Raw genomic sequence first — 12,868 nt, 5'->3', positions numbered from 1 at the left:
GCCACACCGACCGAGGAGGAAACATGGTTCCCGACGGCTACACGACGGTCACCCCGTGGATCATCGGCCACGACACCGACGGCCTGCTCGACTTCCTGAAGCGCGCGTTCGACGCCGAGGAGCTCGGCCGCGTCGTCGGCGACGACGGGAAGATCGGCCACGCGGAGGTCCGCATCGGCGACGCGGTCGTGATGGCGTTCGACTCGCCGGACGGGTGGGCCGCGACCCCGGCGTTCCTGCGGCTTTACGTGCCGGACAGCGAAGAAACCCAGCGGCGCGCGATCGAAGCTGGTGCGCTCGAGGTGACCCGCCAGACGGTCTTGTTCTTCGGCGACCGCGTCGGACGCGTGCGCGACCCCTTCGGCAACCTGTGGTGGATCCAGACCCGCCTGGAGAACCTGGACGAAGCCGAAATGGCGCGGCGCGCGCAGCTGCCCGAGTACGTCGAGGCGATGAACTACGTCCAGGGCGTGAAGCTCTGATCGCGGGTGTGGCACCCTGGGGCCCGTGCTGGAGACGGGGGAGGACTACCGCGAAGCGGTGTTGTCCGGGCAGTGGTGGGAAAAGCGCCGGTTCACCGGGTGCGACTTCACCGGGGCGGACCTGAGCGGGCTGCGCACGCGCGGCTGCACCTTCGACGACTGCGTGTTCGGCCGGGCCGACCTGTCCCGCTCGCGGCACGACGCGTCCGCGTTCCGGTCGTGCACCTTCGACCGCACGGTGCTCATCGAAAGCCGCTGGACGTCGTGCTCGCTGCTCGGCTCGTCGTTCGCCGAGTGCGGGTTCGCCGGCATCGCCCTCACCGAGTGCGACCTCTCGCTGGCGTCGCTTTCGAAGGCGCGGCTGCGCAAGCTGGGCCTGTCCGGGCTGCGGCTGCGCGAAGCCAACCTGACCGAGGCCGACCTCGCCGGCGCCGACCTGCGCGGGAGCGACCTGACCGGCGCCCGCCTCCAGGCCGCGAAGCTCGACGGCGCGGACCTGCGCGGTGCGCGTCTCGACGCGAACGCCCTGGTCCAGGCCGACTTGCGGGGAGCCGAGGTCGACGTCGAGACGGCCATCTCCTTCGCCGCCGCCCACGGGCTGATCATCCGCTGAAACGTCGAAGGCCCCGGCAGCGCCGGGGCCTTCGACGGGACTCAGTCGATCGGGGGTTCACCCGGGTCGAGCTCGATCAGGTCGCCCTCGGCGACGAGCTCCTCGATCGACGCCGGGAGCAGGTACGCCGACCCGCCGCCCGGCTGGTTGAACCACGGGATCGCGACGCCGGCCAGCGCCTCGAGCGGCCGCTGCACCCGGTAGACGTGGTACGGCCGGTTCACCCACTCGGGCACCAGGGACCGCTCGGCGAACGGCGTCCCCGCCGCGTACGTCAGGTTGCCGGTCGGGCCGCCGAAGCGGTCCAGCTCGCTGCCCGCGGGCAGCTCGCGCAGCTCCTTGCCGCGGAACAGCGTCAGCGGCGGCTCCCCGGCCATCGGCCCGATCGGCCACTGCTGCTGGCCACCGCCCCCACTGCCGCCGTTGACGGCCGGGCGGGCCGGCTCCTCACGGCGCGGCGGCGTGGGCGAAGTGCCCGGCGGGATCATCGGGGCACCCTGCGGCGGCACCGGAGCGGCCAGGACGGTCGGCGCCGACGGCGGTTCGCGCCGGGGCGGTGCGGGAGCCACGGGCGGCGGGCCGGCCTGCTGCTGCGCGCCCAGGGGCGGCCCGGCCGGGACCGGCGCGGGCGGAGCGGGACGGCGCGGCGGGGCCGGCGGCTCGTCGTCCTCCAGGTCGCCGAACAGCTCCTCGGCGCTCGTGAACGCCGTCTGCTCCTGTGCGGGCACCGGCTCCGGCTTGCGGACCGGGTACGAGCCGGTCGCGACCTCCGGCGACAGCGTCGCGACGACCCGCTGCGGCGCGGGTTCCGGCTCGGGTTCGGGCTCCGGTTCCGGCTCGGGCTCCGGTTCGGGCACGTGGCCCTCCGGGTTGAGCAGCAGCTTGCCGAGCATGAACGCGGCCGCGTCCTCGGCGTCGCCGAACACCGCGGGGTTGCTGAGCTTGCCGTCGTACCAGCCGACGCGCCAGCCGTCTTCGACCTCCTCGACGCTCCACCCGTGCTCGGCGGGCTCGCCCAGCTTGTAGCCGCTTTCGGGCACGTCGAGCTCGTCCAGCTTGGTCTGCAGGCCGGCGAGCACGGGGTGGTCCGGGGTCTCGCGGCGCAGCGCGCGACGGCCCGGCCGAGGGGCCGGCTCGAGCTCGGGCGCCGTCGGTTCCGGCACCGGCAGGACGCCGGGCACCTCGGACTGGGTGATCATGGTCGGCGGACCGGGGTCGAACGCGGGCCGCTCCGGCGGCTGGAACGGCTCCTCGTCGTCCCGGCGGGGCTGACCCGGCGGGAACGCCGCGTGGGCCGGCTCGTCATCGACCTGCTGGTCCGGCTGGAAGGCCGCGTGCGCGGGCTCGTCCTCCCGGTGGGAACCGGCGTCGAACGCGGGGTGCGCGTCGTCCTCGCGGTGGGACGCGGGCTCCGGCACCTGCTTGTCGTCGTACTCGTCTTCGGCCTCGTGTGAAGGCCGGATCACCCCGTCGTGGGGCTCCTCCTCGAGTCCGATCGGCTGGTCGGGGACGTACTCCGCGGTCTCCTCGAGGTCGGGCACGCGGCCCGGCTCCGGTGAGGTGCCGTTCGAGCCGGCGGCGTGCTCGGGGTGCTCGTACTCCTCCTCGCCGTAGGAGTCCTCCTCGGCGAAGCGGTCGTCGAACTCCTGGTCGTCGTAGGCCTCTTCGGCGAACTCGGACTCTTCGGCGTAGGCGTGTTCCTCGGCCGGCGCCTCCGGCTCGGGGGCGTGCGCCGGCGCTTCCACCGGCGGGGGCGGCGCCTGGTGCTGCTGCTGGGGCGGCACGACCGGGACCGCCGGCGCGACCATGGTCGGCGGCGGGCCCGCGGGTGCCTGCTGGGGCGGCGGGCCCTGCGGCACGCCGGGCGGCGGGCCCTGCGGCGGCGGCCCGGCCGGGCGCTGCTGCTGCGGGGGCGGCTGGTTGCCGCGGGTCAGGTACGCGCCGGCGGCCTGCAGCGTCGGCTCGTCGACCGGCGGCAGCTTGAAGCCGACCGCGCGGACGTGCTCGACCAGGTCCGACTCGGGCGAAACGCCGTACTTGCGCAGGTAGAAGTTGACCGCGGCGGGCCAGATCCACTGGCCGTCGCTGTGGAACGCGACGGGCACGGTGGCCTCGGGTGTCGCGGCCAGCCGGTCGATGTCGTAGCCGCGCTCGGTGACGACCAGCGGCGCGTGGTCGAGGTACTCCAGCAGCCGGTCCTGCTCCTCGACCTCGAGGTCGGGACGGTTGATCACCGGACGGCCGGCGGGACCGATCGTGTCGAAGATCCGCGCGATCCGGAAGTGCGGCCCGGGCTGCTCCGGGCCGAGCCCGGACATCCGCCGGATCAGCCACTCGGGCACGTTCTCCTCGGTGCGCGGGAACATCCGCAGCTCGTCCGAGTAGGCCTGCGGCGGCGGCGCGAGGTTCCACACCGGCTCGTCGCGGTTGTACTCGAGGTTGTAGCTGGACGGGTGGTCGAGCTGGTAGCGCGCGTTGAACCACGTTCCGCGGCCGTCGCGGTACATGCCCCCGCGCAGCCGTCCGAAGAGGGTCGCGATGTCGTGGGTGGCGAGCCACTCGTGCACCGTGCCGTCTTCGGTGACGATCTCGCCGGTCAGCTCGTGGTACCTCCCGACGGCTCGGTACTCCGCGGAGACCTTGCGCCAGTCGCGGGGGGCGGCACGCAGCAAGGCAAGTCCGATCTGCTTGACCAGGGTGTCCTGCTCGGTCGCGTTCAGCTGCGTCGTCGGTTGTGCCACGGGGACATTTTGACTGTTCGCGCGCGCGTGTGCACCCCGCATGTGGGTTTTGCCGCTCGGCGACCCGTCGGCACCCGGTCTGACCTCGGGTGATGCGAGGTGCGGTAGATCACAGCTTGATCGCGGCAGCGTCGCGAGTGGACCGTGTGGGGGTGACGATCACTCTACGGGCTGCGACCACCCGCGCCTGGAAGCGACGCGCGGGGGTCTCTTTGCCAGAATGGGCGTCGTGACGGCGAAGATTCTCGACGGCAAGGCCACCAAGAACGCCATTTTCGCGGAGCTCGAACCGCGCGTCGCGGCGCTGGCCGCGCAGGGGGTGACGCCGGGCCTGGGCACCGTCCTCGTCGGCGACGACCCGGGGTCGCACTCCTACGTGCGGATGAAGCACGCCGACAGCGCGAAGATCGGGATCAACTCGATCCGCCGCGACCTGCCGGCCGACATCACCCAGGAGAAGCTCGAGGCCGTCGTCGACGACCTGAACGCCGACCCGGCCTGCCACGGCTACATCGTCCAGCTGCCGCTGCCGAAGCACCTGGACGCGAACCGCGTGCTGGAGCGGATCGACCCGGAGAAGGACGCCGACGGGCTCGCCCCGGTCAGCCTCGGCCGGCTCGTGCTCGGCCAGCGGGGCGCGCTGCCCTGCACGCCGTACGGGATCATCGAGCTGCTCAAGCGCCACGGCGTCGAGCTGAACGGCGCGCAGGTCACCGTGGTCGGCCGCGGCATCACCGTCGGCCGCACGCTCGGCCTGCTGCTGACCCGCCGCAGCGAGAACGCCACCGTGACCCTGTGCCACACCGGCACCCGCGACCTCGCCGCCGAGGTTCGCCGCGCCGACGTCGTGATCGCCGCGGCCGGGGTGCCGGGGATCATCACGCCGGACATGGTCGCCCCGGGCGCCGCGGTCCTCGACGTCGGTGTGTCCCACGTGGACGGAAAGCTCACCGGCGATGTTCACCCGGACGTGGCCGAGGTGGCCGGCTGGATCTCGCCGAACCCCGGCGGGGTCGGGCCGATGACGCGGGCGATGCTCGTGAGCAACGTGGTCGAAGCGGCGGAGCGCTCGATCCAGGGTCTCCAGGGCCGATGACCATGACCGAGGACCGGCGGGACGTCCACGACCGTCGGCGGCAGTCCCGCTTCACCCAGCTGCCGTTCGCAGCCGTGCTGCTGGTGGCGGCCGTCGCGGCGCTGCGGATCGTCCAGTACCACTGGCGGGAGGGCGCGGCGCTGATCGGCGCCGCGCTCCTCCTCGCCGCGGTGCTGCGGGCGGTGCTGCCGACCGAGCGAGCGGGGCTGCTGGCGATCCGCGGCAAGGTCGTCGACATCGTGACCTACACCGGGCTCGCGGCCGCGGTGCTCTACGTGGCCTTGACGATCATCGGCGGCCCGTTCGCGTCTTCTTAGGACGCCATCGCGAGTTCACGCCGTTCGGCTTTCGCTTCGCGGCGGTCCAACGTGCCGGAGACGATGGCCAGGCTGAGGCCGAAGACCGCGAGCAGGGCGCCCACCCAGTTCGGGGCGACCAGGCCGAGCCCGCCGGCGATGACCAACCCGCCGAGGTAGGCCCCGATCGAGTTGGCGATGTTGAACGCGGACTGGACGGCGGCCGACACCAGGGACGGAGTGCCGCCCGCCTTCTCCATGATCCGCGCCTGCATCATCGGGCCGATCATGAACCCGGCGACGCCGACGAAGAAGATCGTGATCGCCGCGCCGACCTTGCCCTGCGCGGTGATCGTGAAGATCCCGAGCACGCACGCCAGCGACAGCAGCGCGGCGTACAGACCCGGCATCAGCGCGCGGTCGGCCAGGCGGCCGCCGAGCAGGTTGCCGATCGTCATGCCGACCCCGGCCAGCGAAAGCAGCAGGGTGACGTTCGACGGCGAGTAGCCGGCGACGTCGGTCAGCATCGGCGTGATGTAGGACAGGCAGGCGAAGACGCCGCCGAGTCCGAAGGTGACGATCGCCAGCGCGAGGTGCACCTGCGGCCGCTTGAACGCGCCGAGCTCACCCCGCAGCGACGCGTCGGCTGGCCGGCCCTGGTGGGGGACCAGCTTCGCGATGGCCGCGGCGGCGACCAGGCCGATCACGGCGACGACGCCGAAGGTGGCGCGCCAGCCGACCTGCTGACCCAGCAGCGTGCCCAGCGGCACGCCGATGACGTTGGCCAGCGTCAGGCCGAGGAACATCATCGACACGGCCTTCGCGCGCTGGCCGGGGCCGACCAAACTGGACGCGACGACGGCGCCGGCGCCGAAGAACGCGCCGTGGGGCAGGCCGGCCAGGAACCGGAACGCGACGCCGAACTCCTGGTTCGGGGAGAGCGCGAAGAGGGCGTTGCCCAGCGTGAACAGGCCCATCATGGCCAGCAGCATGGTCTTGCGCGGCAGCCGGACGGCGACCGCGGTGAGCAGCGGGGCGCCGACGACGACGCCGAGGGCGTAGGCGGAGATCAGGTAGCCGGCGGTCGGGATGTCGACGCCGAAGTCGGCGGCCGCCTGGGGCAGCACGCCCATCATGACGAACTCGGTGGTTCCGATGCCGAAGGCTCCGATGGCGAGCGCGAGCAGCGCGACGGGCACGGCACTCCTTCCAAGAGTGAGAAATCGATTACTTGGCCGTCTCAGTCTCAGGTACTGGATCGGTTCAGTTCGTGGACAAAAAGAAGACAGCCATGCGGCCCCAGCGCCGTGGGCTGTCCTACGCACAGTCCAACAAGCGAAGGGGGTCGTTGTCATCCCGATAGCGGGTGACGATCCACACCGTAACGCCGTGATCAGCGGGGAGCGGCCAGAACGCCGGCCAGCAGACCCGGGAACAGGGTGTCGAGATCGTTGCGCCGCAACGAGTTGAACCGGGTCGTCCCCTCCTGGCGGCCGGCCACGACGCCGGCCTGGCGCAGGATGCTCAGGTGGTGGGTGATTGTGGACTTGGTCACCGGCACGGTCAGCGCGCCGCACGCGAGCTCGTGGTCCGCCGCGGCGAGCTGGCGCACGATGCCCAGCCGCACGGGGTCGGCCAGGGCGCGGAGCACGCCTTCGACGGTGATCTCGTCCAGCTCCGGGTGAACGATCGGCGGCAGCGCGGCGGTCTTGGCCATGAGCCCATTGTACGACGCCGATCGAAATTGTCGGACCCGCGTAGTACGGTAGTTGTCGAACTACGACGTTCATCGAACCAATCGCCCGCTCGCCTGGGGGGACCCACCCATGTCCACACCCTCGTCCTCGAGGATCTCGGTGCTGGCTTTCGGCGCGTTCGGCGTCGGGACCAGCGGCTACATCGTCGCCGGGCTGCTGCCGGCGCTGACCGGTGAGCTGCACGTCTCGGCCACCGCGGCCGCGCAGCTCGTCACCGCCTTCGCCATCGCGTACGCGGTCGGCTCGCCGCTCTTCGCCGCCGTCACGGGCACCTGGGAGCGCCGGACGCTGCTCGTCGCCGCGCTCGCCGTCACCGCGGCCGGCAACCTGTTCGCCGCGCTCGCGCCCGGCTACGGCTCGCTCCTGCTGGCCCGGGTGGTGACCGCGATCGGCGCAGCGGTGTTCACCCCGGCGGCGAGCGCCGTCGCGGCCGAGCTGACCAGCCCCGAACGCCGGGGCCGCGCGGTCGCGCTGGTGTTCGGCGGCCTGACCGTCGCGCTCATCTTCGGCGTGCCGCTGGGCAGCCTCATTTCGCAGCACCTCGGCTACCGGACGGCGTTCGCGCTGGTCGCCGCGTTCTCGCTGGCGAGCGCGCTGGCCGTGCGGGTGGCGCTGCCGTCGGTCGCCGCGCCACCGCGGGTGAGCCTGGCCGAGCGGTTCGCCGCCGGCCGCGACCCGCGGGTGCTCGTCATGCTGGCCGTGACGGTCCTCGGGTGCCTCGCCGCGTTCATGGTCTACACGTTCGTGTCACCGCTGCTGGCCGCGACCGCGGGTGTCCACGGCACGACGGTCACGGTGCTGCTCTTCTGCTACGGCGTCGGCGGCGCGGTCGGCAACTTCGGCGCGGGCCGGGCGACCGACCGCTGGGGCTCGCGCACGCCGCTGCTGGTCGTGACGGCCGCGATCACCATCGTGCTGGCGCTGCTGCCGATCGCGACGACGACGCCCATCGCGGCCGGGGTCGCGCTGTTCGTGTGGGGCGTGGCGACGTGGTCGTTCAGCCCGCCGGTGCAGCACCGGCTGATCGAGCTCGCCCCGGGCCACGCGGGTCTGGTGCTCTCGCTCAACGCGTCGGCGATCTACCTCGGCGTCGGGCTGTCCGGTGTGGTCGGGGGCGCGGTGCTCGACTCCGGCGGGCCGCTGGTGCTGCCCGAGGTCGCCGCGGCGCTGACCCTGGTGGCCCTGGTGCTCGTCGGGACGGCGTGGCGCCGGGTCCGCGCGCCGCGGGAAGAGGTCGCGGTGGGCTGAAGGGCCCCTTCGGCTAGTCCGCGCGAGCCTGGACTTCGCAGTCGGGCCCGGGGTAGACGAGCGCTTCGTGCCCGTCGGCGAACCGCACCAGGTAGGGCGGGGCGCCGTCGGGCCCGCGGACTTCGAGGATTTCGCCGTGCTGCTCGGCCGACCCGACGGTACGGCCGTGTACCTGGATTGCGTCTCCCACTCCGGCGTGCATGGCCTTCACCTCCGTGTTCAGAGTAGGAGCGCGGATCGTTCCGCGGTCCCGGCGAACGGGTTAGAATCCGGGCATGACCAACGAAATCGGAGGCGCCGCGCCTCGGCGCCGGTGAGCCCCGCGGTCCGGGTCCGCACGCCCAGCGAGCTGCGGAAGTCCCGGCGGACCAAGGCACATCCCTGTTGGGGCCACCTGGTGGCCGCCCCGCTCTGGCCGTTGCACGGCGTCAACCTCGGCACCCTCCTGCGCACCTGTGACGCGGTGGGCGCGTGCCTCGCGGTACCGCGGTTCCCCTGGGTGCCCGAGGCGCTGCGACGCGGGAACACGTTGCGGCGCCCGGCATGCGTGCACTGGGTGCACGACCCACCGGGCTGGCTGGCCCGCGAACGAGCGGCCGGTACGCGGGTGGTCGGCGTCGAACTGGCGGAGGAAGCGGTGCGGCTGGGCGACCTCCCGGCCGCCCGCGGCCGCACGATCGCCGTGCTCGGCCACGAGCAGACCGGCATCCCGCCGGAGGCGCTCGATCTGCTGGACACCGTCGTCGAAATCCCCGATGGTCGGCACCGGGGCGAGTCTCAACGTCGCGGTGGCGGGAAGCCTGGTCCTGTACAAACTGGCCGGCCTGCTGTGAAAGGGTCCACTGTGGACGAATCCGGTGGCGGTGCGATCGCACTGGCCCACGGCGCGAAGCCGCTGGGCCCGTTACGCGTCTGGGTGCGCTAGCCCGCTTTCGCGGCGGCCTTGGCGGCCTTCTTGAACGAGCGGACCTCGGCGAGCGTCTCGGCGCTCGTGACGTCGGCGATCGACCGGCGGGAGCCGCGGTCGCCGTACGCCCCGGCCGTCTCGCGCCAGCCCTTCGGCTGGATGCCGCGCTGCTTGCCCAGCAGGGCCAGGAAGATCTTCGCCTTCTGCTCACCGAACCCGGGCAACGCGCGCAGCCGCTTCAGGACTTCGGGGCCGTCGGGCTTCGGGCGGCCGTCGAGCCAGAGCCCCTCGGTCCGGCCGTCGTAGTTCTCGATGATGTGCTCCGCGAGCGCGTGGACGCGACGGGCCATCGAGCCGCCGTAGCGGTGGATGGCCGGCGGCACGACGCACATCTCGACGAACGTCTCGACGTCGGTCGCGGCGATCTTCGCGAGGGAGAAGCCGTCCATCCGGTCGGCGATCTTCCGCGGTCCGGCGAACGCGTGCTCCATCGGGTACTGCTGGTCGAGGAGCATGCCGACGAGCAGGGCGAACGGGTCGTCGTTGAGCAGCTTGTCGGCGGCCGGATCGCCGGTCAGGTGCAGTTCGCGCAGCATGCGGCCATCTTGACACAACCCGGGTCAGCGAGTCTTGGAGTACCGCGCCGGGGTCGTGCCCAGGTACCGCTTGAAGTGCCGGGTCAGGTGGGCCTGGTCGGTGAACCCGGTAACCGCGGCCACTTCGGCGGCCGGGGAGCCGTCGAGCAGCAGCCGGCGTGCGCTGTCGACGCGGCGGCCCGTCAGGTAGCGGTGCGGTGGCAGGCCGAACCGCGCCCCGAAGCAGCGGACGAGGTGTGCCGGGTGCGCGCCGAGCGTCTCGGCCGCTTCGGCCAGCGTCAGCGCTTCGGGCAGCTTCGCGTCGAGGAGGTCCCGCAGGTCGTCCGCCAGCCCACGCTTCGGCGGGTGCGTGTCCGGGTGACCCAGGTGCGTGCGCAGCCGCTCGGCGACGAGCGCGAGCCGGCTTTCGGCCTCCAGCGCGTCGCCCGGCTCGGCCAGCGACGCGTGCAGCTGGTGGATCCGGGTGCGCAGCAGCCCGTCGGCGACGCTCGGCTGGTCGACCGCCGCGCCGACGAGGTGCTCGCCCAGCACCGACGTCTCCAGGTAGAGCACGCGCTTGCGGAAGCCGTGGCTGGTCGCGGCCCGCCCGTCGTGCGCGACGTTCGGCGGCAGCAGCGTCACGGCCGGCCCGAGGGCGCCGTGGTGGTGGCGGTCGAGGTCGTAGCGGATGACGCCGTCGTCGACGATCAGCAGCGTCCAGGTGTCGTGCGTGTGCAGCGGGTAGGCGTGCGTGATGAAGTGGGCGTGGAAGACCTCGGCGATCCCCGGGACCGCCGGCCGCCAAGCTTCCACGTGGGCCATGTCAAGAACGTACAAGACGCGCGCGTGCCCGGCGGGCGAGTCTTCGGGGCATGACTTCCTTCGACACGAAGATCGCCGTCCTGCTGCGCGAGGATCTGGCGTCCTGGCAGCGGCTCAACGTCACCGCGTTCCTCGTGAGCGGGATCGCCCACGTGACGCCGGAGCTGATGGGTGAGCCGTACTTCGACGCCGACGACACCGAGTACCTGCCGATGTTCGGCCAGCCGGTGATGGTGTTTTCGGGCACGGGCGACGTCCTGACGGCGGCCCACACCCGCGCTCTGGGCCGCGGCCTCCGGATCTCGATCTTCACCGACGAGCTGTTCCACACGGGCAACGACATCGACAACCGGGCGGCGGTCCGCGCGGTGCCGGGGGAGAAGCTGGCCCTGGCCGGCCTGGCGGTGCACGGACCGAAGAACGCGGTGGACAAGATCCTCAAAGGCGCTTCATTGCACCGTTGAGACCTATCCCCGGGCCCGGTCGCGCTGCCAGCATGATCGTGATGCCGCACCAGGCGGCCTCGGGATGGGGAGGTTCCGTGAATTCACTTCGTCGTGCCTGCGTGATCTTTGCGGCGGCGTCCGGGCTGGGCTTGACGCTCGTGCCGATCGCGTCGGCGGACCCGGTGCGGACGGTGGACTACACCTCGGACGAGGGCGCTTGGCCGATGCAGGGCAGCGCCCACTACGCGGCACCGGATGCCGAGATCGCGACGTGGAACCACGACGGCAGGCTGACGATCGACGTCGACGCGGGCTTCGAGTACCTGCGCATCGAGCTGAGCGCCCCGGCGGGCGAGTCCCTGCACCCGGGGACGTACACGGGCGCGCGCTACCGAAGCCCGAGCGACCCGGCGTCGACGACCCCGGGCATCTCCGTGGTCACGGGCGGCTTCGGCTGCGGCGACGACTACGCGGACTTCACGATCGACCGCCTCGACGCGACCGGCGTGGACCTGACGTTCGTCCAGCGTTGCGGCAGCCCGGACGGCCCGGCCACCCGCGGCGAGGTCCACTTCACGGCCTGAGCCGCTCGACGGGCGGCAGCGTCCCGGCGGTCACCCAGGCGGCCCAGTCGGCGGGCCGGAACACGCAGTTGCCCGACCACACGCGCTCCGCGTGCGCGCCGAGCAGCTGTACGGCCCGCCAGAGGTCGTCGTCGGCATCGTGGCGATCGAAGGTGACCCAGTCTCCCGCTATCCGGCAGAAGACCCCAGTCAGTGAGCTCGCCAGCCGGCCTCGGCGCTGGAGGAACCAGCCGTCGGGGTCGGTCGGCGTGCCCGCGTCGCCGCCATACGTGCGCCACACCACGTCCGGTCCGAGCCGGGCCGGGAGGTCGAGCGCCACCGCGGACTCGAAGCCGCAGCGGTTCGCGTCCGGCGAGGGCGGTACCGGTCGCGGCTCGAGCCCCAGCGGCTTCAGCTCGAAGTCGGCCGCCGTCACCCGGATCCGGAGCGGCGCGAAGAACTCGACCGTCACCAGCCCGTCGTGTTCCCAGCTCCACGGTTCTTCCAGCGAGTGGTCCGGCGCCGGCGGCCCGGCCGCCGCCAGCTCACCCGGGTCGGCGCTCAGCTCGAACACCTCGACCACGGAGACCTCGCCCGGCACGAGCCGGTACTCCGTGTACGCCTCCAGCCGCAGCGAAACGCGGCTGCCGTCCGCGGTGACCTCCGTCAGGTGGCCGTCCGCGAACCGCTCCAGGTTCACGGGGCCGTCGCGTGCACGAGGAACACGCTCCGCACCCGGTCGCCGCCATCAACGGTGAACGTCCGAGCCGAAACGTCTGCAAACCCCGCCGAAGACGCCAAAGCCGCCGCCCCGGCCTCTTCGAGCGGAAACGACAAATCGCCCGGCACGAACGCCGCGAACGGCCCCGAAGGTTTGAACCGCGCCCCCGACACCACCGAAAACGCCAACCGCCCACCGGGCCGGAGGACCCGCAGCCAGTCGGCGAACGCGACCGCCCCCAGGAAGTGCAGCGAGGACGCGCACAGCACGACGTCGGCCGACCCGTCCGGCGACGGCATCGGCACCGCCGGCCCGACCTGCCAGGTGATCACCCCGGCCGGATCCAGCGATGCGGCTTTTGCCGAAGCGCGGGCCACCATCGCCGGCGAGAGATCGACAGCCAGCACGCGAGACGGCTTCAGCTGCAACGCCGCGTACGCCGCGAAGCCCGTCCCGGTGGCGACGTCCAGCACGAGCCCCGGCCCGGCCGGCAGCGGCGCGACCAGCGCGTCGGCCACCTGGGCGTGGAAGGTGTCTTCGTCGTAGTGCTCGGCCGTGCCGTCGAAAAGGGCAGCTCTCGATGCGTGGTCCACGCACCCAA

At 72.4% G+C, this 12,868-nt stretch carries 16 protein-coding genes; 8 read left to right on the top strand and 8 right to left on the bottom strand.

Annotated features, from left to right (window positions below; translation table 11 throughout):
* Positions 1 to 23: 23 nt before the first annotated feature.
* Together ACZ7OU_RS02115 and ACZ7OU_RS02110 are read left to right on the top strand one after the other, a co-directional pair.
* Positions 24 to 482 (top strand): VOC family protein, encoded by a 459-nt coding sequence (locus ACZ7OU_RS02115; protein WP_470239419.1) that lies wholly within the window; start codon positions 24 to 26, stop codon positions 480 to 482.
* Positions 483 to 507: 25 nt separating this feature from the next.
* The gene (locus tag ACZ7OU_RS02110; RefSeq protein WP_470253978.1) at positions 508 to 1,095 is read left to right on the top strand and encodes a pentapeptide repeat-containing protein; all 588 of its coding nucleotides are present in this window, start codon (positions 508 to 510) and stop codon (positions 1,093 to 1,095) included.
* A 41-nt stretch (positions 1,096 to 1,136) separates the two neighbouring features.
* On the opposite strand, the gene ACZ7OU_RS02105 is transcribed toward ACZ7OU_RS02110, so the two are convergent.
* Positions 1,137 to 3,878 (bottom strand): glycohydrolase toxin TNT-related protein, encoded by a 2,742-nt coding sequence (locus ACZ7OU_RS02105; protein WP_470253977.1) that lies wholly within the window; start codon positions 3,876 to 3,878, stop codon positions 1,137 to 1,139.
* 187 nt (positions 3,879 to 4,065) lie between these two features.
* On the opposite strand from ACZ7OU_RS02105, the gene ACZ7OU_RS02100 reads away from it, so the two are divergent.
* The gene (locus ACZ7OU_RS02100; RefSeq protein WP_470239416.1) at positions 4,066 to 4,932 is read left to right on the top strand and encodes a bifunctional methylenetetrahydrofolate dehydrogenase/methenyltetrahydrofolate cyclohydrolase; all 867 of its coding nucleotides are present in this window, start codon (positions 4,066 to 4,068) and stop codon (positions 4,930 to 4,932) included.
* Complete coding sequence (locus ACZ7OU_RS02095) at positions 4,929 to 5,249, top strand: DUF3017 domain-containing protein (protein ID WP_470239415.1); 321 nt, start codon at positions 4,929 to 4,931, stop codon at positions 5,247 to 5,249. The genes ACZ7OU_RS02100 and ACZ7OU_RS02095 overlap by 4 nt, the downstream gene beginning before the upstream one ends.
* Here ACZ7OU_RS02095 and ACZ7OU_RS02090 read toward each other — a convergent pair.
* Complete coding sequence (locus ACZ7OU_RS02090) at positions 5,246 to 6,427, bottom strand: MFS transporter (RefSeq protein WP_470239414.1); 1,182 nt, start codon at positions 6,425 to 6,427, stop codon at positions 5,246 to 5,248. The genes ACZ7OU_RS02095 and ACZ7OU_RS02090 overlap by 4 nt on opposite strands.
* A gap of 194 nt (positions 6,428 to 6,621) precedes the next feature.
* Entirely contained in the window at positions 6,622 to 6,945 is a 324-nt protein-coding gene (locus ACZ7OU_RS02085) for an ArsR/SmtB family transcription factor (RefSeq protein ID WP_470239413.1), read from the bottom strand.
* A gap of 109 nt (positions 6,946 to 7,054) precedes the next feature.
* Between ACZ7OU_RS02085 and ACZ7OU_RS02080 the strand changes: the two genes are divergently transcribed.
* The gene (locus tag ACZ7OU_RS02080) at positions 7,055 to 8,233 is read left to right on the top strand and encodes an MFS transporter (RefSeq protein ID WP_470253976.1); all 1,179 of its coding nucleotides are present in this window, start codon (positions 7,055 to 7,057) and stop codon (positions 8,231 to 8,233) included.
* A gap of 13 nt (positions 8,234 to 8,246) precedes the next feature.
* Here the strand turns inward: ACZ7OU_RS02080 and ACZ7OU_RS02075 are convergent, their stop codons facing one another.
* Positions 8,247 to 8,435 carry a DUF1918 domain-containing protein gene (locus tag ACZ7OU_RS02075; RefSeq protein ID WP_470253975.1) on the bottom strand — a complete coding sequence of 63 codons (189 nt, stop codon included), beginning with the start codon at positions 8,433 to 8,435 and terminating at the stop codon, positions 8,247 to 8,249.
* Between the two features lie 111 nt (positions 8,436 to 8,546).
* Here ACZ7OU_RS02075 and ACZ7OU_RS02070 point away from each other — a divergent pair, with 111 nt between their 5' ends.
* Positions 8,547 to 9,158 carry a TrmH family RNA methyltransferase gene (locus ACZ7OU_RS02070; RefSeq protein WP_470253974.1) on the top strand — a complete coding sequence of 204 codons (612 nt, stop codon included), beginning with the start codon at positions 8,547 to 8,549 and terminating at the stop codon, positions 9,156 to 9,158.
* On the opposite strand, the gene ACZ7OU_RS02065 is transcribed toward ACZ7OU_RS02070, so the two are convergent.
* Together ACZ7OU_RS02065 and ACZ7OU_RS02060 are read right to left on the bottom strand one after the other, a co-directional pair.
* The gene (locus ACZ7OU_RS02065) at positions 9,155 to 9,736 is read right to left on the bottom strand and encodes an HhH-GPD-type base excision DNA repair protein (RefSeq protein WP_470239410.1); all 582 of its coding nucleotides are present in this window, start codon (positions 9,734 to 9,736) and stop codon (positions 9,155 to 9,157) included. The genes ACZ7OU_RS02070 and ACZ7OU_RS02065 overlap by 4 nt on opposite strands.
* 24 nt (positions 9,737 to 9,760) lie before the next feature.
* Positions 9,761 to 10,537: a helix-turn-helix transcriptional regulator gene (locus ACZ7OU_RS02060; protein WP_470239409.1), complete on the bottom strand. Its 777-nt coding sequence runs from the start codon at positions 10,535 to 10,537 to the stop codon at positions 9,761 to 9,763.
* Positions 10,538 to 10,587: 50 nt separating this feature from the next.
* Here ACZ7OU_RS02060 and ACZ7OU_RS02055 point away from each other — a divergent pair, with 50 nt between their 5' ends.
* Together ACZ7OU_RS02055 and ACZ7OU_RS02050 are read left to right on the top strand one after the other, a co-directional pair.
* Positions 10,588 to 11,001, top strand: a complete 414-nt coding sequence (locus ACZ7OU_RS02055; RefSeq protein WP_470253973.1) for a DUF2000 family protein — start codon at positions 10,588 to 10,590, stop codon at positions 10,999 to 11,001.
* Positions 11,002 to 11,102: 101 nt separating this feature from the next.
* Positions 11,103 to 11,567 carry a hypothetical protein gene (locus ACZ7OU_RS02050; protein ID WP_470253972.1) on the top strand — a complete coding sequence of 155 codons (465 nt, stop codon included), beginning with the start codon at positions 11,103 to 11,105 and terminating at the stop codon, positions 11,565 to 11,567.
* On the opposite strand, the gene ACZ7OU_RS02045 is transcribed toward ACZ7OU_RS02050, so the two are convergent.
* The gene (locus ACZ7OU_RS02045) at positions 11,557 to 12,246 is read right to left on the bottom strand and encodes a hypothetical protein (protein WP_470253971.1); all 690 of its coding nucleotides are present in this window, start codon (positions 12,244 to 12,246) and stop codon (positions 11,557 to 11,559) included. The two genes, ACZ7OU_RS02050 and ACZ7OU_RS02045, sit on opposite strands and share 11 nt — an antisense overlap.
* Entirely contained in the window at positions 12,243 to 12,860 is a 618-nt protein-coding gene (locus ACZ7OU_RS02040; RefSeq protein ID WP_470253970.1) for a class I SAM-dependent methyltransferase, read from the bottom strand. The genes ACZ7OU_RS02045 and ACZ7OU_RS02040 overlap by 4 nt, the downstream gene beginning before the upstream one ends.
* Positions 12,861 to 12,868: the final 8 nt, after the last annotated feature.

It is taken from the genome of Amycolatopsis sp. NPDC114505 (assembly GCF_055633615.1).
Note: the sequence above shows the minus strand (reverse complement) of the source record. Positions and strands in the feature narration are given on the sequence as shown.